Origin of the sequence: Streptomyces sp. NBC_01116 (genome assembly GCF_041435495.1) — a bacterium.
Lineage (GTDB): Bacteria > Actinomycetota > Actinomycetes > Streptomycetales > Streptomycetaceae > Streptomyces.
Map to the genome: position 1 here is coordinate 877,849 of NZ_CP108644.1, position 24,237 is coordinate 902,085.

Annotated in this window: 24 protein-coding genes; 11 read left to right on the forward strand and 13 right to left on the reverse strand. The window is 73.0% G+C overall.

What is annotated here, in order from left to right:
- Window position 1: 1 nt before the first annotated feature.
- The 4 genes from OG245_RS03530 to OG245_RS03545 form a co-directional block, all read right to left on the reverse strand.
- Window positions 2–2,035, reverse strand: coding sequence for a CocE/NonD family hydrolase (locus OG245_RS03530; RefSeq protein ID WP_371622077.1), 2,034 nt, complete (start codon window positions 2,033–2,035; stop codon window positions 2–4).
- 56 nt (window positions 2,036–2,091) lie between these two features.
- Window positions 2,092–3,408 (reverse strand): acetyl-CoA carboxylase biotin carboxylase subunit family protein, encoded by a 1,317-nt coding sequence (locus tag OG245_RS03535; RefSeq protein ID WP_371622078.1) that lies wholly within the window; start codon window positions 3,406–3,408, stop codon window positions 2,092–2,094.
- Window positions 3,409–3,502: 94 nt separating this feature from the next.
- Window positions 3,503–4,231, reverse strand: coding sequence for a GAF and ANTAR domain-containing protein (locus OG245_RS03540; protein WP_371622079.1), 729 nt, complete (start codon window positions 4,229–4,231; stop codon window positions 3,503–3,505).
- Window positions 4,232–4,787: 556 nt separating this feature from the next.
- Window positions 4,788–5,264 carry an STAS domain-containing protein gene (locus tag OG245_RS03545; RefSeq protein ID WP_371622080.1) on the reverse strand — a complete coding sequence of 159 codons (477 nt, stop codon included), beginning with the start codon at window positions 5,262–5,264 and terminating at the stop codon, window positions 4,788–4,790.
- Window positions 5,265–5,460: 196 nt separating this feature from the next.
- Here OG245_RS03545 and OG245_RS03550 point away from each other — a divergent pair, with 196 nt between their 5' ends.
- From OG245_RS03550 to OG245_RS03565, 4 genes are all read left to right on the forward strand, one after another.
- Complete coding sequence (locus tag OG245_RS03550) at window positions 5,461–6,198, forward strand: GAF and ANTAR domain-containing protein (RefSeq protein ID WP_371622081.1); 738 nt, start codon at window positions 5,461–5,463, stop codon at window positions 6,196–6,198.
- Between the two features lie 261 nt (window positions 6,199–6,459).
- A complete protein-coding gene (locus OG245_RS03555; RefSeq protein WP_371622082.1) occupies window positions 6,460–6,786 on the forward strand; it encodes a plasmid stabilization protein in 327 nt (108 codons plus the stop codon).
- Window positions 6,787–6,838: 52 nt separating this feature from the next.
- Window positions 6,839–7,312: a DUF5709 domain-containing protein gene (locus OG245_RS03560; protein ID WP_371622083.1), complete on the forward strand. Its 474-nt coding sequence runs from the start codon at window positions 6,839–6,841 to the stop codon at window positions 7,310–7,312.
- 296 nt (window positions 7,313–7,608) lie between these two features.
- On the forward strand, window positions 7,609–8,403 hold the full coding sequence (locus OG245_RS03565; RefSeq protein WP_371622084.1) for a SigB/SigF/SigG family RNA polymerase sigma factor: 795 nt from the start codon (window positions 7,609–7,611) through the stop codon (window positions 8,401–8,403).
- A 109-nt stretch (window positions 8,404–8,512) separates the two neighbouring features.
- Here OG245_RS03565 and OG245_RS03570 read toward each other — a convergent pair whose 3' ends face one another.
- The 5 genes from OG245_RS03570 to OG245_RS03590 all read right to left on the reverse strand — a co-directional run bounded on the left by OG245_RS03570 (window position 8,513) and on the right by OG245_RS03590 (window position 12,484).
- Entirely contained in the window at window positions 8,513–9,562 is a 1,050-nt protein-coding gene (locus OG245_RS03570) for an iron-containing redox enzyme family protein (protein ID WP_371622085.1), read from the reverse strand.
- Entirely contained in the window at window positions 9,559–9,798 is a 240-nt protein-coding gene (locus OG245_RS03575) for a CDGSH iron-sulfur domain-containing protein (RefSeq protein ID WP_371622086.1), read from the reverse strand. The genes OG245_RS03570 and OG245_RS03575 overlap by 4 nt, the downstream gene beginning before the upstream one ends.
- 13 nt (window positions 9,799–9,811) lie before the next feature.
- Window positions 9,812–10,531 (reverse strand): HemK2/MTQ2 family protein methyltransferase, encoded by a 720-nt coding sequence (locus tag OG245_RS03580; protein WP_371622087.1) that lies wholly within the window; start codon window positions 10,529–10,531, stop codon window positions 9,812–9,814.
- 41 nt (window positions 10,532–10,572) lie between these two features.
- The gene (locus OG245_RS03585) at window positions 10,573–10,749 is read right to left on the reverse strand and encodes a hypothetical protein (RefSeq protein WP_371622088.1); all 177 of its coding nucleotides are present in this window, start codon (window positions 10,747–10,749) and stop codon (window positions 10,573–10,575) included.
- A 328-nt stretch (window positions 10,750–11,077) separates the two neighbouring features.
- A complete protein-coding gene (locus OG245_RS03590) occupies window positions 11,078–12,484 on the reverse strand; it encodes an MFS transporter (RefSeq protein ID WP_371622089.1) in 1,407 nt (468 codons plus the stop codon).
- Between the two features lie 153 nt (window positions 12,485–12,637).
- Between OG245_RS03590 and OG245_RS03595 the strand changes: the two genes are divergently transcribed.
- Window positions 12,638–13,327, forward strand: coding sequence for a TetR/AcrR family transcriptional regulator (locus tag OG245_RS03595; protein WP_371622090.1), 690 nt, complete (start codon window positions 12,638–12,640; stop codon window positions 13,325–13,327).
- 60 nt (window positions 13,328–13,387) lie between these two features.
- Here OG245_RS03595 and OG245_RS03600 read toward each other — a convergent pair whose 3' ends face one another.
- The 3 genes from OG245_RS03600 to OG245_RS03610 are packed head-to-tail and all read right to left on the reverse strand — an operon-like array spanning window position 13,388 to window position 17,111.
- A complete protein-coding gene (locus tag OG245_RS03600) occupies window positions 13,388–15,547 on the reverse strand; it encodes a xanthine dehydrogenase family protein molybdopterin-binding subunit (RefSeq protein WP_371622091.1) in 2,160 nt (719 codons plus the stop codon).
- Complete coding sequence (locus tag OG245_RS03605) at window positions 15,544–16,536, reverse strand: xanthine dehydrogenase family protein subunit M (protein ID WP_371622092.1); 993 nt, start codon at window positions 16,534–16,536, stop codon at window positions 15,544–15,546. The genes OG245_RS03600 and OG245_RS03605 overlap by 4 nt, the downstream gene beginning before the upstream one ends.
- Window positions 16,533–17,111 (reverse strand): 2Fe-2S iron-sulfur cluster-binding protein, encoded by a 579-nt coding sequence (locus tag OG245_RS03610; protein ID WP_371622093.1) that lies wholly within the window; start codon window positions 17,109–17,111, stop codon window positions 16,533–16,535. Before OG245_RS03610 ends, OG245_RS03605 begins: the two co-directional genes overlap by 4 nt.
- Window positions 17,112–17,304: 193 nt before the next feature.
- Between OG245_RS03610 and OG245_RS03615 the strand changes: the two genes are divergently transcribed.
- Together OG245_RS03615 and OG245_RS03620 are read left to right on the forward strand one after the other, a co-directional pair.
- Complete coding sequence (locus tag OG245_RS03615; RefSeq protein WP_371622094.1) at window positions 17,305–17,886, forward strand: TetR/AcrR family transcriptional regulator; 582 nt, start codon at window positions 17,305–17,307, stop codon at window positions 17,884–17,886.
- Between the two features lie 105 nt (window positions 17,887–17,991).
- Window positions 17,992–19,095, forward strand: coding sequence for a hypothetical protein (locus tag OG245_RS03620; protein ID WP_371622095.1), 1,104 nt, complete (start codon window positions 17,992–17,994; stop codon window positions 19,093–19,095).
- Window positions 19,096–19,252: 157 nt separating this feature from the next.
- Here the strand turns inward: OG245_RS03620 and OG245_RS03625 are convergent, their stop codons facing one another.
- Complete coding sequence (locus OG245_RS03625; RefSeq protein ID WP_371622096.1) at window positions 19,253–20,755, reverse strand: aromatic amino acid ammonia-lyase; 1,503 nt, start codon at window positions 20,753–20,755, stop codon at window positions 19,253–19,255.
- A 127-nt stretch (window positions 20,756–20,882) separates the two neighbouring features.
- On the opposite strand from OG245_RS03625, the gene OG245_RS03630 reads away from it, so the two are divergent.
- The 4 genes from OG245_RS03630 to OG245_RS03645 are packed head-to-tail and all read left to right on the forward strand — an operon-like array spanning window position 20,883 to window position 24,222.
- Window positions 20,883–21,950: an ABC transporter ATP-binding protein gene (locus OG245_RS03630; protein WP_371622097.1), complete on the forward strand. Its 1,068-nt coding sequence runs from the start codon at window positions 20,883–20,885 to the stop codon at window positions 21,948–21,950.
- Window positions 21,947–22,597, forward strand: coding sequence for an ABC transporter permease (locus OG245_RS03635; protein WP_018957998.1), 651 nt, complete (start codon window positions 21,947–21,949; stop codon window positions 22,595–22,597). Before OG245_RS03630 ends, OG245_RS03635 begins: the two co-directional genes overlap by 4 nt.
- 4 nt (window positions 22,598–22,601) lie before the next feature.
- On the forward strand, window positions 22,602–23,279 hold the full coding sequence (locus OG245_RS03640; RefSeq protein ID WP_371622098.1) for an ABC transporter permease: 678 nt from the start codon (window positions 22,602–22,604) through the stop codon (window positions 23,277–23,279).
- 10 nt (window positions 23,280–23,289) lie between these two features.
- Entirely contained in the window at window positions 23,290–24,222 is a 933-nt protein-coding gene (locus OG245_RS03645) for an ABC transporter substrate-binding protein (protein ID WP_371622099.1), read from the forward strand.
- Window positions 24,223–24,237 lie beyond the last annotated feature (15 nt).

The window sequence follows — 24,237 nt, forward strand, 5'->3', positions numbered from 1 at the left end:
ATCAGGCCAGATCCCGGGGAACGGTCTCGTTCCAGGTGCGGGAGAAGACCCGCCGACCGCCCTCGTAACCGTCCAGCGTGGCGTCGACGGTGAACGCGTCCGCGTCCGCCGTCAGGACGGTGCTCGTCTCGACCCGGACGTCCCAGCCGGGCCTGGAGAACCGCATGGTCCACGCGGACCGGGCGCTCGGGGAGGTGAAGTCGTCGGCCACGGACGTGTACTTCTCGCAGGCCCGCAGCCCCACCTCGATGCCGTTCTCCTCGTACCGCTGCATGCCCCGGTCCTTCACGATGTCGAGGGCCGAGTGGTAGTCCACCAGGCTCCTGGAGACGTTCCACGCCTGCTCGGGCTCGGTCAGCCGGGTGACGGGGGGCGGCCGGCAGCCTTCCGGCTCCCCGAAGTCCGCCTGGGGCATGCCGTCGGGCTCCTCGATGGGGCGTACGGGAAGAGTCAGCGCACCGCCGTCCTCGTGGACGGTGAGCAGGACGGGTTCCGGCGCCGGCCACACCAGGGGCCAGTACGAGGTCGAGAGGGAGAGCCGGACGCGGTGGCCGGGCGGGAACGCCTGCGCGACCCCGTTCAGCGGGATGCGGACCCGGCAGCGCCGGCCGGGCTCCAGTGGTTCGGGGTGCTCGTCGCTCTCGCGGTGGGTCAGGTTCAGCACGCCGTACGTCACCCGGGTGGCGCTGCCGTCGGGGGCGACGTCGGAGATCCTGGCCGTGATCTGGGCGACCGGGGCGGAGGCGGAGACCTCCAGGGCGACGGAGGGCGAGCCGAGGATCTCCAGGCGCTCGGCGAGCGGTTCGGTCTCGAAGACCAGGGAGCCGCCGTCCTCCTCGCGCTGGTCGTAGGGCAGGTCGGGCGGGGCGTTGTACGAGGCCCACTTGCCGGCGAACTGGCCGACGGAGAGCGGCGACCGGACCGTACGGTCACGGCCGGGCGGGGCCGCCTCCGCCGCGTCCGCCGTCACGATGACGGAGCCGCGCAGCGGGTGCACCACTTCCGTGACCCGCGGCGAGGGCCAGGAGGGCTCGGCGACCCAGCGGCCGGGGCGCTCCTGGTACGAGGTGGAAGGCGGGACGCTGTCCTGCATCCAGGTCCGGAGCATCGGCCCGTCCATCACCCCGTTGTCGACGCCCTTGAGCCAGTGGTCCCACCACGCGACGACTTCCTGGAGGTAGCCGATGGCCGGACCGGGCTCGCCGAGGTGCGGCAGGGTGTGGGACCAGGGTCCGATCAGTCCCTTGCGGGGGACGTCCACGTTGGCCAGGAGCCGGGTGACGGCGTTGGAGTAGCCGTCCGCCCAGCCGCTGGAGGCGAGGACGGGGCAGCGCAGCCGCGCATAGTCCTCGTTGAGGGAGGCGTGCTGCCAGTAGGCGTCGCGGCGCGGGTGGCGGAGCCATTCCAGGACCCAGGGGCGGGCGGCCTCCAGCCGCTCCCGCCACATGTCGCGCCACCGCTCCCCCACGAGGGCGGGGTCGGGCGGGCAGGTGGCGTACGCGAACATGGTCCCGGCCTCGGCGAGGTTGTCGGAGAGCATGGCGCCGCCGAGGTAGTGCATGTCGTCCGCGTACCGGTTGTCGGTGAACGAGGCGATGACGATGGCCTTCAGGCTCTCGGGGCGCCGGGCCGCCGTCTGGAGCGCGGCGAAGGCGCCCCAGGAGATGCCCATCATGCCGGTGCTCCCGTCGCACCAGGGCTGCGCGGCGACCCAGGCCAGCACCTCTTCGGCATCGCTCTGCTCCTGCTCCAGGTACTCGTCCAGGAGCACGCCCTCCGACTCCCCCGTCCCTCGCAGGTCCACGCGTACGCAGGCGTAGCCGTGGCCCGCGATGTACGGATGGTGGATGGCGTCGCGGGTCGAGGTGAGGTCGTTCTTGCGGTAGGGGATGCACTCCACGACAGCGGGGACCGGGTCCCCGTCGGAGGAGGTGGGCCGCCAGATCCTGGCCGACAGGCGCACCCCGTCCGCCATGGTGATGGTGACATGGTCCTCTTCCCCCGTCTCGTACGGAAGGTTCTCGACGAATCGCATACGGGTGGCAGGGTCCTTCCTGACGTCGGGTCCGGTGGGGGCGGGTACCCGGGGCGTCACGAAGAATTCCGGCCGTGCCCGCCCGGTCGCGTCTCGTCGAAGCTCAGGCCGAGGGCGGCGACGCAGGCGTCGAACTTGCGGCGCAGGTCGTCCTCGTCGTCCCCGCCGGTGAAGATGTGGGCGAGTTCGTAGCTGTAGCTGTCCTGGCCCTTGACCGAGGAGAGCCGCTGCCCCTCGGAGGGGACCATGTCGATCCGGACGCCCGGGATCTCCCGCTCGATGGCGGCGATGTCCTCGGCGGTCGGCACCTGGTGGACCCGGCCCTCGCCGAACCAGCGGTAGTACCACTTGGCGGCCACCTTGTAGCGGCCGCCGCCGGGCGGCAGGGACGGGTCGCCGCCCAGGGCGAGCCGGAACATCCGATGGTGGTTGGGCACGCCGTCGACGAAGTCGAACATCTCCGCGTGCGACTGGGAGTGCCGGGGGTTGATCTCCAGCAGGCTGATGTCGGCGGTCTTCGGGTCGTAGAAGTACTCGATGCTGAAGGTCGCCGCGTCCATGCCGATCTGCCGCATGGTGCGTTCGCTGACCTCGTGCAGCCGTTGGATCACCGGGGCCGGGAGGGTGCTCGGATACTGGTGGCGCAGGAAGGACGAGGAGCCGGGGTAGTTGATCGAGTCGAGCACGCCGTAGACGGTGACCTCGCCGCGGTGGACGTATCCCTCGACAGCCACCTGGATACCCGTCATGGCCTCTTCGGCCAGACAGACCTGCCCGCCGACCCCCGCCATTTCCGGCGGGAGTTCCAGAAGGTCGAGTATGGCCTCGAAAGGCTTCCCCACCCGGGCTATGCCCTCGCGTATCTCCGTGACCGCCGACCGGAACTCCGTCATGTCCGAGACGCCGAACGCCAGCTCGGAGGAGTAGGCCAGGGCGGGCTTGAGCCACATGGGGAAGTTCACGCCGTCCGGCGGTCGCGGATCGTCGCTGTCCAGGTCCACCCGGCCGAAGCGGGGGTACGCGTCGGTGACCTTCTGCTGCTCCAGCCGGCTCCAGTACTTGTGCTCGCACTTGACGACGGATTCCAGGCTGGTGCTCGTCGTGCCGTACTCCCTGCTCAGCAGGGGTACGAGAGTGCTCACGGGGAAGTCCCAGTAGCCGACGATCGCGTCGATGCCTCCCTCGTGCGCGTCGAGGACGGCGCGGGCGCGGGTCAGCAGCTCGTCGACGGTGGTCTCGTCCTCCTGCAGCTCCTTGACGCTGAGCAGGGGGTGGAGGCGGTGGTGGCGGGCGTCCGGAACGGCCTCCAGCGTTCGCAGGTTCGCCTCGTCCATTCCGATGATGAAGATGTTCTTGCGCTGATCCCGGGACACGGGTTCTTCCTTCCGTTCGACCGGCGGGGACCTGCGCCGTCTACCCGTGTGCCGGTGTTCAAACGGAGTCACCCGGGCCGGGGGCCCGAGGGTGTCAGGCCCGGGGCCGGATGCGCCCTTCGGGCGGGGCCTCGCCGGTGATGCTGGATATCAACTCGGCGCAGAGTTCGCGCAGTTTGATGTTGCGGTGCTGCGAGGCGGTGCGCAGGACGTCGAACGCCTTCTCCGGGGTGCAGCGCTGCTGCCCGACGACCACGCCGATCGCCTGGTCGATGACGGTGCGTGAGCGCAGGGCGGCCTCCAGGTCCGCGGCGAACTCCTCGGTGTCCGCTATGCGTTGGGCCAGCGCGATCGCCCCGGTCGCCTGTGCGGTGAGCAGCCTCAGCGCCGTCAGGTCGACCGTGTCGAAGGCGTGCGGAACGGGCGCGTACAGGTTGAGGGCCCCGGCCGTGTGGCTGTGCGGCGCGATCGGCAACGACAGCGAGGAGCGGGCTCCGCAGACGGCGGCGTAGGCGGGGTAGTCGGCCCAGCGGCTCTCCCGCAGGGTGTCGGGCACGCTGACCTCGCGGCCGGTGCGCATCGCCTGGAGGCAGGGGCCGTCGTCCTGCCCGTACTGGGCCTCGTCCAGCTTCGTGGCGCTGGCCCCCACGCTGGACACGGTGACGGGACGCCCGAGCCGCTCCAGCGTGATGCCACAGCCGTCGGCCTCCTCCACCAGGGCGAGGGCGCTGCGGGCGAGGGCGCGCAGGAACTCGTCCAGCGACGCCGTATCCAGGAGCAGCGCGGTCGTGTCCGGCGCCTCGGCCACGGGCCTGTCAGTCATGATCATCTCGTTCTGGGCGGTGACCCACCGCGGAAAAGGGGCGGGGCAGAGCTGAGCGGCGCGGTCCGGGCCGCCGGGAAGGGGCAGCCGCCACCTACGCACCGGCTCCGGGCGTGGGGCGGTGAGAAGGTCAGGCGTCGCTGCGGGACGGCCGCTGGAGAGTGGGCACGCCAACGGCCGCAAGGGGAAGGGCTGTCGGCGGTGCGCCTGCGGGGCGGGATCGCGTCGCGGGTGGCCGGCTGCGGGGCGCCCGTACGGACGGGTGCGCGGCTCCGGAAGCGCCGGCGGCCGGAGGCAGGACCGGGGCCGTAAGGGCGGCGCGGCCACGAGGGCAGATGTTCACGGGAGACTCCACGGAGGCAGGAAGAATTCTCATGGGCCGTTTCCTGACCTCCAGCGCTCCATTATGCCCTGTCGTCCGGCGCGGTCGGCCCGGTGTCGTGAAGCCGGCCCGACCGGGCCCGAAAGCGCCGCAGCACGTGGGGACCGCACCTCAGCAGGGGGTTCCGCCCTCGGAGCCGACCCTCCGTCACTTTCCGGCCATCGGCTCCGGCCGTCAGCCCTCCCCGGGGAAACGGGGCCGCGAGGTGTCGGCGTACGGGCCGAGCGGACGCTGCGAGGCCCCGGCGGTCTGCGGCGCGCTCCGCCGGTCGCCGGGCTTCCCGTTCCGGGACGCCTCGGGCACCGGCCGGCACCCCCGGTTGCGCAGCTCCGCGCCCGGGAGGGAGGAGGCGACCCGCAGGACGCGGTGGAGGCCGGCGGCGCTCAGCACCTCTCGGGCCTTCTCGTACCCGGCCACCACCGCCATCGAGACGCCGCGCTCCTCGGCCTGGCCCCGTACCCGCAGGAGGAGCCCGAGGGCGCGAGGGGTGAGCAGGGGGGTGCGGATGTCCACGATGATCGCCCGGGGCCCGCAGCACGGGAGCAGACGGACGATCTCGCGCTCGATCGCCGCCTCGTTGTCGAGGTCGACCACGGTGCCGAGTTCCACGACCAGGTGCGCGGCGTCGAGGTGATAGCTGAGCAGGAACATGGGCACTCCAGGGAAGCAGGGCTGAGTGCGCGGCCACTTCCTGACCTGCGTACGCCGCGTATGCCCGCTCCGCGACGCGCGACACCTGTTGGGCGGCGACAGACGCGGGGCGGAGTCCGCGCCCGGAGGGAGCGGCGCGGCCGGGCCCGTACAGTGCCATGCTGGTCCCAGGATTCAGGCCGGGAAGGGAGCGACCATGACCGATGACGGAGGGCTCACGCCGGGGCCGCCCGACCTCGTCTCCCTCCTGCTGGAGACGGACACGCTGGACGACTTCCTCCGGGCGCTGGCCCGGAGCGCCCTGCTCATGTCCCCCACGGCCGACGGCTGCGGGGTGACTCTGGAGCGTGAGAACCGCCCCCTCACCGTGGCCAGCGCGGGCATCAGCGCCCCACCGCTGGACGAGGCCCAGTACGGGCAGGACGACGGCCCTTGTCTGGAGGCGCTGCGCGAGGGGCACGAGGTCGATGTGAGCGACATGCGGGTGGAGGACCGGTGGAACGGCTACCCCGCCTTCGCGGTCGCCGCCGGGGCCCTGTCGTCGCTGTCCCTGCCGATCGCGGCCCACTCCCACACGGCGGGCGCCCTGAATCTCTACTCGCCCAAGGAGAACGGCTTCGCGGACGCCGATCTGAGCGGGCTGCGCGCCCTCGCCGCCCAGGCGACGGGGGCTGTCGCGCTCGCCCAGCGGCTCTCGGACACCCGGACCTTCACCGCCGACCTGGAGGCCGCCCTCCAGTCACGCGCCGTGATCGACCAGGCGGCCGGGATCGTCATGAACCAGCGCCGCTGCGGCCCGGAAGAGGCACTCAGGACCCTGCGCACCGCGTCGCAGCACCGCAATGTGAAACTCCGCGACCTCTGTGCGCAGTTGGTCGGCAGCGTCTCCGGCACCCCTGCGACCGGCGGCCCCGGTCTGCGCCCCCGTCCGTGAGCTGAGGACGGACACGTACGGCCGGTCGTCGGCCGGGGCATGTTTGGCCTCTGCAGTGGGGGTACTCCAGCAGCAGGTATCCGGCGTACGCGGAGCTCAGGCGCCGACCGGTTGGGAAAGCAGCCGTCGGCGCCGTCCGCCGAGTTCAGCGGCGCTACTCCGTTGCACGCGTCCGGGAGCGAGGTGCCGGGGTGCGCTGTTTAGTGGGATCCGTACGGGTAACGCGTGGGGCGTCCCCCGAGACGTAGTGAGGAGTACGCCATGCCGGCCGGATCCAGCAAGAAGCGTGAGCGGCAGTACGAGCACATCAAGGAGAGCCAGGAGGAACAGGGCGCGTCGAAGGGTCGTGCGAAGGAGATCGCGGCCCGGACCGTCAACAAGCAGCGCGCCCGGTCCGGCGAGTCGAGGACGGCGAGCAGGACGTCGACGCAGGACGCGAAGTCCGCCTACGAACGCGGCGGCGAACGCTCCCACAAGGGCGCGCAGGGTCCCACGAAGGACCAGCTGTACGCGGAGGCGAGGAAGAAGAACATCGACGGGCGTTCCTCCATGAACAAGGAAGAGCTCCGCAAGGCCCTCGGACGCTGACGCCCATCACCATCCGGGCCGGACGGCCGCACGTACGACGGAGGAGCAGGACATGCCCGCAGACGCACGCGGCGACGATGTGTACCAGCCGCAGGACGACGACGGCCGGATTCCGCCGAACGATGAGCTCGACCTGGAGAACACGCTCGGCGAACGGGATCTGGACGACCAGATGGAAGAGGGCTACAGCCCTCCCGAACGCCCCCTGGGGGTGACCAAGTTCGGCACGACGGGGGCGGAGGAGCGCCGCGGCGAATCGCTGGACCAGCGGCTCGCCCAGGAGGTCGACGATGTGGAGCAGCCCGTCGGCGACGGCATCGGCGACCTCGCCGAGGGCGAGGGAGAGCCCCGGGAAGGGTCCACCGTCGAGCCCCGGGCAGGCCGGCTCAGTGGCGCGGACGACGCGACCGGGCGGGAGAACGACGTCTACGCCGAGGACGTGGGCATCGACGGCGGCGCCGCCTCGGCGGAGGAAGCGGCCGTGCATGTCACGGACGAGGCGGACATCCAGGGGGGCGAAGCCTGACGACGGGGGCAGCGGGTGAGCGGCGGGAGGAACGGGTGAGCACGGCGGGCGCGGCGATCTTCGATGTGGACGCCACGGCTCACGGATACCGACCGGCGTCGCTCTCCGGCTGACACGCGGACCGATTCGTCGGCCCTGTACAGCTGTCCAAGTTTAGTGGTTATTTCCTCGGGTATGGGGTGTTTTGTGTGCTTCGGACAAGAGGCGCGCCCGTGGGATTCCGGGCGGCGCCTTCGTCCCGCCCGGTGATCATCCTGCGGCTGACCGACCTCATCGTCGACGAGGAGTGACCACCCATGCAGGCTGCAGCCGCCCCCGGTCCCGACCACGCCACGGGCCCCCGGTCGCCCGACCGGGCGTTCCAGCGGCTCCGGGCGCTTCCTCCGGGGCCCGAGCGGGACGCGCTGCGCGACGAGACGATCTGCACCTGGCTCCCGATGGCCCACCGGATCGCCACCCGCTTCCGTAACCGCGGCGAAGCCATGGACGATCTGCGGCAGGTGGCCGCGATGGGGCTCGTCAAGGCGGTGGACCGCTACGACCCGGAGCGGGGCAAGGCCTTCGAGACCTATGCCGTACCCACCGTCACCGGGGAACTGAAGCGGCACTTCCGTGACCACACCTGGGACGTCCATGTCCCGCGCCGCGTCCAGGACCTCCGCAACCGGGTGCGGGTGGCCCGGCGCGAGCTGGCGCAGAGGAGTGGGGCCGGGGCCCCGACCTGTGCCGACCTCGCCTCGGCCACCGGGCTCGGCGAGGAGGACGTGCTGCTGGGTCTGGAGGCCCTGGAGAGCTACAGCGCCATCTCGCTGGACGCCGAGCCCGCGGGCGTCGAGGGCGGCTCGCCCTTGGCCGACCGGCTGGGCTCCTGCGACGCGGCGCTGGACGTCGCCGTCGACCGCGAGGCCGTCAAGCCGGGGCTGCGGGGGCTTCCCGAGCGGGAGCGGACCATCCTGTACCTCCGCTACTTCCAGGACATGACCCAGGTCCGGATCGCCGAGCAGTTGGGCATTTCGCAGATGCACGTGTCGCGGCTGCTCAGTCAGTCCTGCGAGCGGGTGCGCGACGGAGTGCTCCAGGGAGCCCCCTGACGGGTTCGGATGCGGACAGCTCCGAGGGCTAGCCCTGGACAGATCAGGGGATGAGCAGGGGTTCTGATCATGCCGTCGGCACCTCGGCGGCTCTGGGTCCCGCCCCTCCTCAGGGCCGCGTCAGCGGTGTGCGCAGGGCGGAGCGCCCCTCGCGCCACGCGGCCAGCAGGTGGTCCCCGAGGAGGCCCTCCAGGTGGCCGGTCGCCTCGATGCCCAGGACGATGTCGGCCGCCAGAGCGGGCTCGTCCTCCAGCAGGCCGCCGATCACCTCGTGGCGCACCACCTGTTCGTGGACCGCGTCGGCTTCCACGTGCTCGTCGTAGAACCGCTGGGCCGCGGTTCCGGCGCCCGCCCGGCGCAGTGCCTCGGCCAGCCTCCTCGATCCGGGGGACGAGGTGATCTCCACGGTGGCGAAGTGCCCGACCAGCGCGCCGCGCAGCCGCCGGTGGAGCCCGAACAGGGACATCAGGTTGACGGTGGCCAGGGCCTGCGCGGGCGCGGCGTCGAGGTAGCGGCCGTAGCGGGCGTCGAGGCCGAGGTCGGTCATCAGGTCGGCGAAGAGCTGGGCGTGGATGTTCTCGGCCCGGCCCGCTCCGAACTCGTCGAACTCGATGGCGACCATGCCCGCCTTCGCCCGGCCCCGGAGCCTGGGCACCACCCACAGATGCGGATCGGCCTCCTTGAGGTGGTAGAGGGAGCGCACGGCCGCGTATTCGCGCAGTTGCCACAGCTCCCCCTCCCGCTGGAGGTGGTGGCTGACGCTGTGGCCGTCGTCCCCGACGGGTTCCAGCTGGAGCGCGTCGACCGCCTTTGCCACGTCCTTCCCGCCCGGGCCGCTGTCACGGCGCAGGGCATCCAGGAAGACGTCCTCGGCGGCCGCGCGCACGCCGAGCAGGGCGGGGTCCCACTCCAGGCGCTCGTCCACGCCGTCGAACCCCCGGTAGTGGAGCTCGTACAGGACGTACAGGAGCAGGTGCAGGTCGTCCCCGTACGGGTCGGAGGCGTGGACCGCGCCGGCCGGGGGCAGGCGGGTGCCGGCGCCCGTCAGCACGGCGAGGACGCTCTCGCTCAGGGGCCCGCGGGCCCGGGGAAGCCCGGGAGGGGCCGCGGGGCTCTCGCGGGAGATGGTTCCACGGGGATCGGTGGCCGGTGTCGTCACGGTCGGGTCTCCTCCTCGCCGTCCTGGGGCCGTCGGTCGCGGGGCGGGGCCGCCCCGGAGGGCCCGGCCAGGTCGCGGCGGCGGCGGTGGCTGGTGTCGCACCAGGGGTGGGCGCGGCTGCGGCGGCAGGTGCAGATCGCGACCACGAAGCGGTCGGACCGGGCCGTCGTACCGTCGTCGCCCACGACCTCGACCGGCCCTTCCACCAGGATGGGGCCTTCCCGGTTCAGCACCACGCGTCGCGGCCTCTCATTCCTTCCGGGCACGGATCACCACCAGCTCTTCCCGGTCCAGCCGGTCGGGCAGCAGGCCCCGGGCCCGCAGCCAGGCGGCCCGGCCGCGGGTGACCGGTCCGAACGGGATCGTCACCCGGTCGGTCACGGAGACGTCCAGCCCGGCCGCGGACAGCCGGCCGACCGTCTCCTCGGGGCGGCTCAGTGCCGACTGGACCAGCAGGAGCAGACCGCCGGGGCGCAGCACGGCGAAGGCGTCGTCGCAGATCCGGTCGAGGACCACCCGCCCTTCGGGGCCGGCGTCCCAGGAGCGGCCGGCCCCGTGCCACGGCACCGACAGGCCGGGAGCGGGAACGTACGGGGGGTTGCTGACGACCGCGTCGAACGTCCGGCCCGGCAGGGCCCCGAGCAGATCACCCCTGCGCACGGTGACGGGCAGCCGGGCGAACGCGGTGTTCAGCCGTGCTGAGGCCACGGCCCGGCGGCTGATGTCCACCGCGGTGACGCGGGCGCCGAGCCGGGCGGCGTGCAGGGCCAGCGCGCCGCTCCCGGTGCAGAGGTCCAGCAGATCCGTGCCCGGGCCGATCCCCTCATGGCGCATGGCCAGGGCGAGGAGAAGCGTGTCGGTCTGCGGCCGGTAGACGCCGGGAAGACACAGCACCCTGCCCGGCCGGGGTGCTTCCGCGCCCGGCCGCGCGGCCCTGCCGGACGCGTCCGACGGGGTCTGCCGCGTCACCGGGCCGTCCTCGCCCCCGGGTGCCCGGACCCCTTGTCCGCTCAACGGCCCGGACGCCCGTCGGGCCGGTCCCGCTGCTCGTGGCGGCGCGCCTCGGCCTGCTGCCGCCGGCCCTCGTCCCTGCGGTCCTGGTCGTCGAGCGCCTTGCCGTCCGATTCCGTGGCCAGTCCTCGGGCCTTCAGCACCTTGGCCCGCAGAATCCTGCGTACGTCACGCATCGTGTCTCCCTGTGCGGTCAGCGGTCGTTCCCTCGTCGGACGGTCCGTGCCTCCTCGGTCTCGGCGCGCACTCCAGGGTCACTCACGCGGGGCGGTCCCGCTCGCGGTGGTTCGCGCCGCTGTAGGGGAGTGACCCCGAACGGCCCCGCCAAACGTGTGCGGGACCGCTCGTCTCTCCGGGATACGGGATACGGGATACGGGCTGTGCGTACGCCGGATCGCTCGTTCCGGCCCGGCACGGAGGTGCGGACGTACGAGCGTGGCGCGCTGGACGCCATGGTGCGTGAGGCCCGCGCGCCCCGCCCCCGGCCGGACCGCCCGCCGGCCCTCACTCGCCGGGGTCGGGGCGTGGCACGCGGCGCGGTCCGATGAGCGTGAGCGTGGTCAGCACGGCGACGGCCGCGAGCGCCGCGGACGCGCCCAGGACGACCCGGGCGCCGTCGGTGACGGCCTCGGCGCCGGGGCCGCCGTGGCGGGCGAAGACCGCGCCGAGCGCGGCGGTGCCGACCCCCGCGCCGAGGGACGCGAGGGTGGCGACGGTCCCGGAGACCATGCCGACCCGTTCGGGGGCCGTGACCCGCACGGCGACGGCCATGACGGGCGCGCCGGCGATCCCGCCGCCCGCTCCCCAGGCGAGCAGCGGCGCCAGCAGCACCCACCACGGGGTGCCGGGGGTGATCAGCAACGCCAGAGCGGCGAGGCCGACGCCCTTGAGCGCGTAGCCGACGGCGATGACCGGGCCGGGCGCCCGGTTGCCGATCAGCTTGGAGCCGACCATGCCCATGACGATCTGGGCGAGGAAGATCGGGGTCATCAGCAGTCCCGCCGCGGTCGGGCTCAGACCGAGGCCGTCGGAGAAGTACAGCACCAGGTAGACCGAGCCGCCGATGGTCAGGACGCGCGAGAGCAGGACGGCCAGCATCGCGCCGGAGAACGCGGGCCGGCCGAACATCCGCAGCTCCAGGGTCGGCGCGGGGGCCCGGAGCTGTACGGCCAGGAAGGCGGCCAGCGCCAGGCCGGCGGTGAGCAGCACGGCGGTCTCCTGCCCGGACCAGACCGCGTCGCCGGGGCGGAGCATCAGCAGCGTCGCCGTGCCGAGGCCGAGCATGAGCAGCAGGCTGCCGAGCCAGTCCGTCCGCCCCTCCCCCGAAGTCCCCGCGGAGCGGGGCAGCACGCGTCGGGCCAGCACCCAGGCGGCCACGCCGAGGGGCAGGTTGACCGCGAAGACCGCCCGCCAGCCGAAGGTCTCGGCCAGCACACCGCCGAGGGTCGGTGCGAGCAGGCCCGCCGCCGTCGCGAACGAGCCCCAGGCGCCGATCGCGAGGTCGCGTTCCCCGCCCGCGTAACGGTCGGAGAGCAACGGAACGCCGTTCACCATGATCGCGGCGGCTCCCGCCCCCTGGACCACCCGGGCGGCGTTGAGCCACAGCAGGTCCGGCGCCACGGTCGCGGCCAGGGAGGCCAGGGTGAACACGGCGATCCCGGCGAGGAACAGGGTCCGCCGGCCCCACCGGTCCGACAGGCTTCCGACGACCTGGGTGAGCGCGCCCATGGCGACCATGTACGTCACCACGACCGACTCGGCCGAGGCTCCGTCCGCGACGTCGGCACTGATCAGCGGGAGCCCGATGGCCACGATCGTCAGGTCGACGACCACCAGGCCCGTGGAGGCCATCACGAGCACCAGGACCCCGCTCAGCGGCGGAAGGCGGCGGGACTTCTGAGCAGGAGGCATGCGGAAACCGGCTTCCGAGCGTCGGGGGCGCACACAGGCCCGCGCAGCGAGAGCGGGCGGACGGGCCCGGACGGCCCGTGCCCGGCCAGCCTGGCCGCACCCGCCGTTAAAGTCAACATGCGTGAAGTTCAAGCGGGACCGTACGCTGTCGCCATGCCTGCCACGCCTCGCCGCCGACCCGCCACGCGCAAGGGCCGCCCCGTGCTCACCCGCGAGATCATCGCCGCCAAGGCTCTTCAGATGGCAGGCTCCCAAGGGTTCCCGTCCGTCACCATGCGCGCCCTCGCCGCCGAACTGGAAGTGACCGTAAGGGCGTTGTACAACTACGTCGAAGATCGCGGCGAAGTCGTCAGCCTGGCCGTCGACCTCATGCTGACCTCCTGGAACCCGCCGCCGCTCGACCCCGCGGCCTGGGAGGACTCCGTCGGCGACTACGCCCGGTCCCTGCGCGCGCTCTATCGCCGCTGGCCCCGCGCCCTGCTGGTCTCGCTGGACGAGGACACGGCCCCGGCCTCGGTGCACCCCAACCGCCTGCTCAACCTGGACCGCTTCCTCCGGCTGCTGCGGGACGTCGGCCTGGACCTCCCGGCGGCGCTCGCGGCGCACCGCCAGCTCTCCCTGCTCGTGCTGTCCTTCGCCCTCGTGGTCGACGGGCCCGTCGGCCGGACCGGGGACGACCGGAACACACTCGTCCCCGACCACTGGCTCACCGCCCACGCCGACCTCGACATCCCCACCCTCCGGGAGGCCGCCGCCCTGCCCCTCCCCACCGCGGACGAGCAGTTCGACCTGCTCGTCGGCGCCGTCGTCGAGCAGATCCGCGGGGGACTCGGGACCGGATGACGGCCCTCCGGTCCCGGTGGGACTCCGGGCACGGTTCCCGGTGGACGGGCGGGCCTCCGGTCAGGCGCCCGGGTCCGCCGCTCCCCCGGCGGGGCCCGGCACCGTCGCCGCGAGGACCCGGCCGGGTCGGATCGGCAGATCCCGGTGACGGACGCCGGTGGCGTGCCAGACCGCGTTGGCGATGGCCGCCGCCGCGCCCACGATGCCGACCTCCCCGACGCCCTTGATGCCGACCGGATCGTCCGGGTCGTCGTCCTCCACCCAGTCCGCCTCGATCTCCGGGACGTCGGCATGCGTGGCCACGTGGTAGCCGGCGAGGTCGGGGGCGTAGTGGCCGCCGCTGTTCCGGTCGCGGACCGCCTCCTCGTGCAGGGCCATGGAGATGCCCCAGGTCATCCCGCCGACGAGCTGGTTGCGGGCGGTGAGCGGATTGACGATGCGGCCCGCGGCGAAGATGCCCAGCATGCGGCGCACCCGGACCTCGCCGGTGGCGGTGTCGACGGCGGCCTCGGCGAACTGGGCCCCGTAGGAGTGCCGTTCCTTCCGCGCGAGGTCCCCGATCGCCCCGGTGGTGTCGGACCGCACGGTGATCCCCTCCGGGGGGATCACCGCGGTCGCCGCGAGCCGTTCCCGCAGTTCGGCCGCGGCGGCGGTGACCGCCCAGGCCCAGGAGCGGGTGCCCATGGAGCCGCCGGCGATCATCGCGGGGCCGAAGTCGCTGTCGCCGACGCGCACCAGGACGCGTGCGGGTACGGTCTCCAGCGCGTCGGCGGCGACCAGGGTGAGCGCGGTGCGGGCTCCGGTGCCGATGTCGGCCGCGGCGATCCGTACGGTGAAGGAACCGTCCTCCTCCGCCGTGACCTGGGCGGTGGACGGGGCGGCGCCGGCACCGTAGGAGGCCGCCGCCGTGCCGGTGCCCAGCAGCCAGCGTCCCTCGCGGCGCGTGCCGGGGCGCGGGTCACGGTCCGCCCAGCCGAACCTGCGCGCGCCCTCCCGGAAGCAGGCCGCCAGATTGCGGCTGCTGAACGGGAGCCCCGATACGGGACCGGTCTCCGGCTCGTTGCGCAGGCGCAGTTCGATCGGGTCGACACCGGCGCGGGTCGCGAGTTCGTCGAGGGCCGTCTCGATCGCGAACGACCCCGGGGCCTGCCCCGGTGCGCGCATCCAGGTCGGGGACGGCACGTCGAGCCGTACGACGTGATTGGCGGTGCGGTGCGCCTCGGCGCCGTACAGCACCCGGGCGACGCCCGCGCCGGCCTCGACGAACTCGTGCACCGTCGACGTCTGGTTCAGCGAGAGGTGCTCCAGGGCCAGCAGCCGGCCGTCGGGAGCCGCCCCGAGCCTCACCCGCTGGATGGTGGGACTGCGGCAGCCGGCCAGCGAGAACGTCTGACGCCGGGTCAGCACGACGCGCACCGGTCGCCGCAGGGCGGTCGCGGCCATCACCGCGGACACCTGGTGGGCGCGCAGGCCCTTGCTGCCGAATCCGCCGCCGATGTGCTCGGAGCGCACCCGCACCGAGGACGCGTCGAGCGAGAACATCCGGGCCAGCTCGCCCTGCACCCAGCCGGCGCCCTGGTTGGAGTCGACGACCTCCAGCCGGCCGCCTTCCCAGCGGGCGGTCGCCGCGTGCGGCTCCATCATGCTGTGCTGGCCCTCGGGGGTGGTGTACCGCCCGTCCACCACGAAGGCGGACGCGGTCAGCCGCTCCTCCAGGTCGACGTTCTCCGTCCCGGCGGACGTCTGGGAGTCGGCGAGGCGGGCGCCGGGGTGGTCGGCGACGAGCGCGGTGTCGTGGGGCTCCCGGTCGTAGGTCACCACGAGCGCTTCGGCGGCCTCCCGGGCCTGCTCGGGGGTCTCGGCGACGACCAGCGCGACCGGCCAGCCGGCGAACGGCACCCTGTCGTTCTGGAAGACGGCGCAGGTCGGGTCCGGTGGCGTGCCGAACTGGCCGGTGAAGTCGGTCTTCAGCCGGGCGGCGTTGCCGTGGTGCAGCACGGTGAGCACGCCCGGCATGTCGAGGACCGGGGCGCTCCCCACGTCAAGGATCCGGCCCCGCGTGATGGTGGACAGCACGAGCCAGCCGTGGGCCAGGTCCGGATACGGGATCTCGCCCGCGTAGCGGGCCGCGCCGGTGACCTTGTCGCGGCCCTCGACACGGGTGTGGGCGACGCCGACCGCTCCGCGCACGGCCCGGGGCCCCGGCGTGGCGGCCGTCATCGGGCGTCCCCTGCGGCGAGTCCGGTGAGTACGGAGACCACGAGGTTGCGCATGAGGGTCACCTTGTATCCGTTGTCGGGCAGCGGCCGGGCGGCGGCGAGTTCGGCGTCCGCCGCGGCGGCGAAGGACGCGCCGTCGGCCGGTGCGCCGGTCAGTACGGCTTCCGCCGCACGGGCGCGCCAGGGCCGGGAGGCGACGGCTCCGAGGGCGAGGCGCGCTTCGCGTACGAGGCCGTCCTCGATGTCGAGCGCCGCGGCGACGGAGCCGATGGCGAAGGCGTACGAGGCGCGTTCGCGCACCTTGCGGTAGCGCGAGTGGGCGGCGACCGGCGCGGCGGGCAGGCTGACGTGGGTGATCAGGGCGCCGGGCGGCAGGGCGGTCTCCCGGTGCGGGGTGTCCCCGACGGGGAGGTAGAAGTCGGCGAACGGCGTCTCGCCGGGCCCGTCGACGCTCTCGTAGGAGACCACGGCGTCGAACGCCGTCAGCGCCACGCCCATGTCGGAGGGGTGGACGGCCACGCAGTGGCCGGAGGCGCCGAGGACGGCGTGGTTGTGGTGCTCGCCGGCGACGGCGGGGCAACCGCTGCCCGGAGCCCGCTTGTTGCAGGGCTGGGAGAGGTCGGTGAAGTAGCCGCAGCGGGTGCGCTGGAGGAGGTTGCCTCCGACGGTGGCCATGTTGCGCAGCTGTCCGGAGGCTCCGGCCAGCACGGCCTGGGCCAACGCCGGGTACCGGCGGCGGACTTCGGGATGGGCGGCGAGATCGCTGTTGGTGGTGGTCGCGCCGATGCGCAGGCCGCCGTCCGCCGTGGGTTCGACGCGGTCCAGGGGGAGTTCGCGGATGTCGACGAGGCGGTCCGGACGCTCCACGCCGGACTTCATCAGGTCGACGAGGTTGGTGCCGCCGCCGAGGAACCGCGCCCGCGGGTCGGCGGCGAGGAGGGCGACCGCGTCGGTGACGTCGTGGGCGCGCCGATAGCCGAACTCCTTCACGCGGCGGCCTCCTTCGTGGCTGCCGTCCGGCCCTCGGCGTGCGCCTCGGCGGCGCGGGCGACGGCCTGGACGATCGAGACGTAGGCGCCGCAGCGGCACAGGTTGCCGCTCATGCGCTCGCGGATCTCGTCGGGCGTCAGCGGTGGCGGCCCCGCCCCGGGCCCCGGGTCGTCGGTGACGGCGCTCGGCCGGCCGGCCGCGTGTTCCTCGATGACGGCGATGGCCGAGCAGATCTGGCCGGGCGTGCAGTAGCCGCACTGATAGCCGTCGAGGTCGAGGAAGGCCTGCTGGACGGGGTGCAGGCCATCGTCTCCGGCCACACCCTCGATGGTGGTGATCTCACGTCCCTCGGCCGCGACCGCGAGGCTGAGGCAGGAGACGACGCGCCGCCGGTCGACCAGGACGGTGCAGGCGCCGCACTGTCCTTGGTCGCAGCCCTTCTTGGTGCCGGTGAGGTCGAGGCGCTCGCGCAGGGCGTCGAGCAGGGTGGTGCGGTGGTCGATGGACAGGTGGTGCTTCTCGCCGTTGACGTTCAGGGTGATCGCACTGGACGTCGACGAGGGCGCTGGGGCCATGATCAGCCTTCTCAAGGTCTCTGGTGAGCCGGAACCGGGCCACCGGCGGACGGCCGGTCGAACCGGCGGACGGCGAACGCGACCGGCGCTAAGGTAGCCCTAACCGGACTGTTGTCCGCTCAAGGGAGAAAACGTACCGGACAGTTGTCCGGTCAACAAGGACGGGTTTCGGCCGAACCCGCGAGGAGGATCCGTGTCGCAGCCGAGGAAGGACGCTCCCCTGCGTCTCGACGCGCAGCGCAACCGCGAGCGCATCCTGCGCGCGGCCATGGTCGAGCTGACACGGCGTGCGGACGCCCCGCTGAGCGCGATCGCCAGGAAGGCGGGCGTCGGGCAGGGCACGTTCTACCGGAACTTCCCGCACCGGGAGGCGCTCGTCCTGGAGGTCTACCGCTACGAGATGCGGCAGGTCGCCGATGCGGCGGGCGAGTTGCTGTCGACGCTCCCGCCCGAACGGGCCCTGCGCGAGTGGATGGACCGCCTCGCCCGCTTCGCCCTGACGAAGGCCGGTCTGGCGGACGCGATCCGGCTGGTCACCAGCGCGCCGGGCGGACCCGCCAAGCCCGGACCCGCCCCGGTCATGGAGGCGGCCGGAACCCTGCTCCGCGCCTGCGAGGACGCCGGCGCCGTCCGCCCCGGGGTGACCCCGGACGACTTCTTCCTCGCCATCGCCGGTCTCTGGCAGATCGATCCGCACGAGGACTGGGAGCCGAGGGCCGGCCGGCTCCTGGATCTCGTCATGGACGGACTGCGCTTCGGGGCGCCCGGCCGGTGACCGGACCGCTCGCCGCCGGGTGTCGGAGGGCCGTGTGATGATGCCCCGTACAACGTTCGGACCTGGGGAGGGACCGAGCACAACACGCGTGACGGGAGCGGTGCGTTGAGCAAGGGCGGGGCGTCCATACCGGACGAGGAGTGGGAGCGTTTCCTGAAGGAGGCCGAGGCCGGGGGCGCGGGGGCGCCGGAGGAACCGTCGGCGCGGGCCCGGATGGTGGCCCAGCGGCTCCAGGAGGAGCCCGGCCGCCCGGAGGGGTGGCGGACGTACACCCCGGCCCGGCGGCGCAAGGGCAAGGGCTGGGCCGTGCTCGGCCTGGTGGCCGCCGTCGCCGTGGTGGTCGTGGCCGTCGGCCCCTGGGGGATCTCCGACTGGTTCGACGACGGCGACGGGACGAGCGCCACACCCCTCGCCGCGGAGTCGGAGCGCCCGACCGGGCCGCCCGCGCAGGAGGCGGCGGAGCGGCCCCCCACCCCGGACGAGCCGTTCAGGGGCTCACCGGCCGCGCGATGGAGCGACGGAACGGCGGGCATCCATCTGCCCGACGCACGGGCGACCGGCTGGATGGACAGGGCGCAGGTCGCACAAGCGCTCACGAAGACCCGGGACTTCCTCGCCGCGTCCAGCCTGGACCCCGCCGTCCTGCGCGGTGAGCGGCCGGACAGGGCCATCGCGCTGATCAACCCGCACCAGTCGGACGTACGGGGCTTCCTCGGGAAGGCGCTCCGCGCACCCGACCGCGAGAACGACCCGCTCCTGCTGTTCAGCCGCTTCCGGTCCGCCGACGTGCGGCCGGCCGGGGACGTGGTCAAGACCCGCGGCCGGGTCACCTTCCGGGAGGGCGAGCGCGGCGCGGTGGAGGTGTCCACCGACATCACCTACGTCTACCCCGTGGTGCGGGCCGGGAGGGACGGCGACGAGGTCGCGCGGACCATCGTGCGCCGCGAGGTGGTGATGAGCTGGGACGACCCGGCGAAGATCGTGATCGAGCCGGGGACGTTCTCCCTCGTCTCCTACAAGGTGGACACCACCAACGGCGGTTGCGACACCTACACCGGCTATCTGACCCCCACGTTCCCCTCCGAGCGCACCGCCGCCGACGCGGGCGACGACGGCGCCGTGGTCGACCCGTACGACCGCAGCACGTCGATGGAGGAACGCATGCGCGAGGCCGAGGACGAGGGCTGCGGGACCGCCACCCGCTCCTGAGGAGGGACGGGAGGCGGAAGAGCGGCCCCGGGCGGTCCGCCGGGGCCGCGGGCAAGCCGGCCCCGCCCCCGGGCGACGCCGAAGCGGCCTCCAGGCCTACGTCTTCACCTTCGGGTGAGCACCCGGGCCCCAGGGGGTCTGCGTCTGGATCAGGCCCCTACGCCTCCCCCAGCTCGGCGAACCGGTCGAGCAGCCCGGCCGCCGCGTCCACATCGTCCGTCAGCGGCCGGTCGGCCGGCTCCGCGTCGAGCACCGGGGCCGCGAGCCCGAAGGCGCGGCCGACCGGCAGCTCCGGGTCGAGGCGCAGCTCCCGCTGGCGCAACGCCCGCACGGCCGCGACGAGTTCACAGCCCACGACGAGCCGGAACGCCTGGCACGCCCGCAGGGTCTGCCGGGCCGCCAGCGAAGCGAAGCTCGCCTGCTCCTCGACCCCCCGCGAGAGCACCGCGTGGCCGAGCGAGGCGGGCGCGGAGAAGGCCCGCAGATCGCCGAGCGCCGCCCCGGCCGCGTATTCGAGGATCATCACGCCCGAGGAGGCCGGCTCGGCGTCCGCGAGGAACGGACGCAGGCGGGTGAAGCCCGGTTCGTTCAGCGTCGAGAGCCGGGAGGTGGACAGGCGGGCCACCTGGGTCACCGCGAGCCTGAAGTGGTCCAGGGCGAGGCCGAGTTGGGCCAGGTAGAAGCCGCCGTGGTGGTAGGCGGCCATATCGTCGGCCGAGATCAGCGGGTTCTCGGCCGCCGCGTTGATCTCGACCGCGAGGACCTCTTCGAGCGCGTCCGCCGCGTCGTGCGCGGGCCCGTGGATCTGCGGCACGCAGCGGAAGCCGTACGGATCCTGGATCCGGCCGAGCGGTGGCGTGGGGCGGTCGGGGGCGCCGAGCAGCAGCCTCATCCGCTCCGCGACCGCGTACGAACCGGCGTGCCGGCGTGCCTCGTGCACGGGCAGCGCGTAGGCCTCGTAGCTGCCGTCGATCGCCATCAGCGACAGGGCCGCCACCACCTGCGTGGCCGCGATCAGGGTGCGCAGCTCGTGCAGGGCGAGGGCGGACTGGCCGAGGGTGAGGGCGTTGCTGCTGATCAGGGCGAGGGCGTCGTTGTTGTCGAGGGACTGCGGCGCGGGGGCGGTCCCGGCGCCCTGCCAGGGATGCTCGCCCGCCAGCGCGAGACCCATCTGCGCGAGCGCGGCGATGTCGCCGGTGCCGACCGAGCCGAACTCGTTGACCTTCGGGTAGGCGCCCGTCTCCAGGGCCTCGCAGAGCGCGGTGACGATGGTCGGGCGCAGCCCGGCGCCGCCGGCGAGGAGCTGGTTGGCGCGGACGGCGAGCATGGCGCGGACCTGCCGTGCGGGCAGCTCCTCGCCGATCGCCCCGGCGTGGCTGCGCAGCAGGCGCAGACCGTGGTCGGCGGCCGCCTCCGTGGGCACGGTCTCGTTCCGGTTCGCGCCGACACCGGTGGAGCGGCCGTAGACGCGGCCCCACGAAGCGATCTCCCGCGCGGCGTTCCAGGAGGCTTCCACACGCTTCATGCCGTCGGCCGCCGGAAGGGGACGGGCGACCGATTCGGCCATGCGTACGACATCTGCGACCATCATGCGGCGGCCGTCAAGGACGACGACCGCATGGTTGCCGCCTGCCGCCCGGTCCGGGATAGGGGACGACATCAGTAGCGATTCCTCCTCTGTCGGGCGTTCCGTCTCGTCCTGCGACCACTGACCGCCAGGGATTCACCCCCGCACGGCGACGACCTATTGACAACCTATTCAGTCACCGAGAACTCTGCATGACGATATGCAGTCGGGCAAGGGACTCCTCATGATCCAATTCGACCAGGTCCACAAGCGCTTCCCGAACGGCACGATCGCGGTGCACGACCTCACGCTCGACCTGCCGGAAGGGGGCGTGACCGTCCTCGTCGGATCTTCCGGTTGCGGCAAGACGACCACGCTCCGCATGATCAACCGGATGGTCGAGCCGACCTCCGGGACGATCAGGGTGGGCGGCAGGGACGTCCTGGAGCAGGACGCCGCCGAGCTGCGTCGCTCCATCGGCTACGTCATCCAGCAGTCCGGGCTCTTCCCGCACCGCACCGTCCTGGACAACATCGCGACCGTACCGCTGCTGCTCGGCTGGGGCCGCGGAAAGGCGCGGGCGCGGGCGGCGGAACTCCTGGAGACCGTCGGCCTCGCCGCCGACGCGGGGAAGCGCTACCCGCACCAGCTCTCCGGCGGCCAGCAGCAGCGCGTCGGCGTGGCCCGCGCACTCGCGGCGGATCCTCCGGTCCTCCTGATGGACGAGCCCTTCGGTGCCGTCGACCCGGTGGTGCGCACCCAGCTCCAGGACGAACTGCTGCGACTTCAGAGAGAGTTGAACAAGACGATCGTCTTCGTCACGCACGACATCGACGAGGCCGTACGGCTCGGGGACCGGATAGCCGTCTTCCGTACCGGAGGCCATCTCGTCCAGTGTGCCTCCCCCGCCGAGCTGCTGGCCCGCCCCGCTGACGCGTTCGTCGCGGACTTCCTCGGCGCGGAGCGCGGCCTGAAGCTGCTGTCCCTGACGACGCTCGAAGGGCTCGCCCAGGGCCCCGCCCCCGAAGGCGGCCGCTGGCGGCTCGCCCTCGACGCGGCCCGCAAGCCGCTGGCCTGGCGCGAGCAGGAGACGGAGGCGGAGATGCCGGTCCGGCCCCTGCGGGACACCGACTCGCTCCTCTCCGCGCTCAACGAGTCGATCGCCGCGCCGAGCGGCCTGGTCGCCCGGGTCGACGCGGACGGCGTCCTCACCGGTGTGACGTCCCGCGAGGACATCCACGACCGCGCGGGCCGGGTGCACAGCGCGGCGAGCACGGTGGCCGCATGAGTGTCGACTGGTCGTGGATAGCCGACCACACCGACGATCTCACCGCCCTGACGCTCTCCCACCTCCAGGCCGCCCTGACCGCCGTGCTCCTCGGTCTGCTCGTCTCGCTCCCCCTGGCGGTGGTGGCCCACCGGGTGCGCAGGCTGCGCGGGCTGCTCCTCGGGCTGTCGAACGTCCTGTTCACGATCCCGTCCATCGCCGTGTTCGTCCTGCTCCTGCCGGTCAGCGGGCTCACCCGCACCACCACCGTCATCGGCCTGACGATCTACACGCTCGTCGTGCTCCTGCGGAACACCGTCGAGGGCCTGGACTCCGTCCCCGCCCGGACGAAGGAAGCCGCGAAGGCGATGGGCTCCCGGCCGCTGCGCACCCTGCTCACCGTCGAACTGCCCCTCGCGCTCCCCGTGATCATGGCGGGCGTACGGATCGCGACGGTGATGGCGATCTCCCTCGTCTCGGTGGCCACGTACATCGGCGACGGCGGGCTCGGGCAGCTCTTCACCGACGGGTTCCAGCGCAACTTCCCCACCCCCGTCATCGTCGGCGTCGTCCTGACCCTGCTCCTCGCACTCGTCGCGGACGCCCTGCTCGTCACGCTCCAGTACGTCCTGACGCCGTGGACCCGCCGGCAGAAGCAGGGGGCCTGACCTCATGTACGAACTCCTCACGGGCCTCGGCTCCTGGCTGGTCAGCGGCGAGCAGTGGACCGGCTCCGACGGCATCGGCCACCGGCTCGCCGAGCACCTCCAGTACTCGCTGCTCGCCACCCTCGTCGCCGCCGCCATCGCCCTGCCGGTCGGTCTGCTCATCGGGCACACCGGGCGCGGCGCGTTCATCGCCATCAACCTCTCCAGCTTCGGGCGGGCGCTGCCCACGGTCGGGCTCGTGGTCCTCGTCTTCCTCGCCAGCGGCCTGTCGATGTGGCCGGTCTACATCGCCCTCGTCGCGCTCGCGGTGCCGTCGATCGTCACCAACACCTACGCCGGGATGACGGCGGTCGACCCCGAGGTGCGGGACGCGGCACGCGGCCAGGGCATGCGCCGGCACCAGGTCCTCCTCCAGGTCGAACTGCCGCTCGCGCTGCCCCTGATCATGACCGGGCTCCGGCTCGCGCTCATCCAGGTCGTCGCGACGGCGACCATCGCCGCGTACGTCTCCTTCGGCGGGCTCGGCCGGTACGTCTTCGACGGGCTCGCCCAGCGCGACCTCGTGCAGGTGCTCGGCGGCGCGGTGCTCGTGGCGCTCGTCGCCGTCGTCCTCGATCTCGCGCTCTCCGCCCTCCAGCGCGTCCTTTTCCGCCACCGCCCCGCCCCGCGGGCCCAGGCCTAGGAGCCCCCCCATGAACCGCAGAAACCTCCTCGGCGGACTCCTCGCAGCCGCCACCGTCCCCGCGCTCGCCTCGTGCAGCAGCGGCATCACCTCCCTCGACGGGGAGGGGGCCGGCGGCGGGGGCGGGGGCTCCAGCGAGGGCGGCGTGACCATCGGCACCGCCAACTTCACCGAGAACCAGGTCCTCGGGTACCTCTACGCCGCGACGCTCCAAGCGTCCGGGGTGAAGACGAAGGTCCGCCCCAACCTGGGCACCCGCGAGATCCTCATCCCCGCGCTGAAGGGCGGCGACATCGATCTGCTGCCCGAGTACCAGGGCGCACTGCTGCACTACCTCGACGCCGGGGCCACGGCCACCGAGGAGGGCACGATGCAGAACGCCCTCGCGATGCTCCTGCCGCGCGGCCTCCAGATACTCCCGTACGGCGAGGCGGAGAACGCGGACGCGTTCGCGGTGACCGAGGAGACCGCCGAGGAGTACGGCCTGAAGTCCCTGGCCGACCTCGCGAAGCACAACGGCAGGCTCGTCATCGGCGCGGCCCCCGAGGTCAAGAAGCGCACGGTGGGCTCGGTGGGCCTCAAGGACGTGTACGGCGTGGAGTTCAAGGAGTTCAAGTCCCTCGACTCCTCGGGCCCGTTGGTCAAGGGAGCCCTCAAGAAGGGCGACGTGGACGTGGCGAACCTCTTCACCACCGACACCGACATCGCCGCCGAGGGCTGGGTCGTCCTCACCGACCCCCGGAACCTGATCCCCGGACAGCACGTCGTTCCGCTGATCGCCGACCGCAAGGCCGACTCGACGGTCCGCAAGGCGCTCGCCCGTCTCGGGGCCGTCCTGACGACCGAGGACCTCACCGAGCTCAACCGCCTGGTGGACAAGGACCGGAAGGACCCCGAGGACGTCGCGAACGACTGGGCGGCGGAGCACGGCATCACGAAGTAGCCGCGCCCGGCGGGC

What these genes read in the sequence shown, in the direction of transcription:
- OG245_RS03600 (WP_371622091.1), bottom strand. Translation starts at nt 15,547, where the DNA reads ATGACGGCCGCCACGCCGGGGCCCCGGGCCGTGCGCGGAGCGGTCGGC.
- OG245_RS03585 (WP_371622088.1), bottom strand. Translation starts at nt 10,749, where the DNA reads ATGCGTGACGTACGCAGGATTCTGCGGGCCAAGGTGCTGAAGGCCCGA.
- OG245_RS03550 (WP_371622081.1), top strand. Translation starts at nt 5,461, where the DNA reads ATGACCGATGACGGAGGGCTCACGCCGGGGCCGCCCGACCTCGTCTCC.
- OG245_RS03595 (WP_371622090.1), top strand. Translation starts at nt 12,638, where the DNA reads ATGCCTGCCACGCCTCGCCGCCGACCCGCCACGCGCAAGGGCCGCCCC.
- OG245_RS03555 (WP_371622082.1), top strand. Translation starts at nt 6,460, where the DNA reads ATGCCGGCCGGATCCAGCAAGAAGCGTGAGCGGCAGTACGAGCACATC.
- OG245_RS03640 (WP_371622098.1), top strand. Translation starts at nt 22,602, where the DNA reads ATGTACGAACTCCTCACGGGCCTCGGCTCCTGGCTGGTCAGCGGCGAG.
- OG245_RS03540 (WP_371622079.1), bottom strand. Translation starts at nt 4,231, where the DNA reads ATGACTGACAGGCCCGTGGCCGAGGCGCCGGACACGACCGCGCTGCTC.
- OG245_RS03625 (WP_371622096.1), bottom strand. Translation starts at nt 20,755, where the DNA reads ATGTCGTCCCCTATCCCGGACCGGGCGGCAGGCGGCAACCATGCGGTC.
- OG245_RS03530 (WP_371622077.1), bottom strand. Translation starts at nt 2,035, where the DNA reads ATGCGATTCGTCGAGAACCTTCCGTACGAGACGGGGGAAGAGGACCAT.
- OG245_RS03645 (WP_371622099.1), top strand. Translation starts at nt 23,290, where the DNA reads ATGAACCGCAGAAACCTCCTCGGCGGACTCCTCGCAGCCGCCACCGTC.
- OG245_RS03610 (WP_371622093.1), bottom strand. Translation starts at nt 17,111, where the DNA reads ATGGCCCCAGCGCCCTCGTCGACGTCCAGTGCGATCACCCTGAACGTC.
- OG245_RS03565 (WP_371622084.1), top strand. Translation starts at nt 7,609, where the DNA reads ATGCAGGCTGCAGCCGCCCCCGGTCCCGACCACGCCACGGGCCCCCGG.
- OG245_RS03635 (WP_018957998.1), top strand. Translation starts at nt 21,947, where the DNA reads ATGAGTGTCGACTGGTCGTGGATAGCCGACCACACCGACGATCTCACC.
- OG245_RS03560 (WP_371622083.1), top strand. Translation starts at nt 6,839, where the DNA reads ATGCCCGCAGACGCACGCGGCGACGATGTGTACCAGCCGCAGGACGAC.
- OG245_RS03630 (WP_371622097.1), top strand. Translation starts at nt 20,883, where the DNA reads ATGCAGTCGGGCAAGGGACTCCTCATGATCCAATTCGACCAGGTCCAC.
- OG245_RS03590 (WP_371622089.1), bottom strand. Translation starts at nt 12,484, where the DNA reads ATGCCTCCTGCTCAGAAGTCCCGCCGCCTTCCGCCGCTGAGCGGGGTC.
- OG245_RS03545 (WP_371622080.1), bottom strand. Translation starts at nt 5,264, where the DNA reads ATGTTCCTGCTCAGCTATCACCTCGACGCCGCGCACCTGGTCGTGGAA.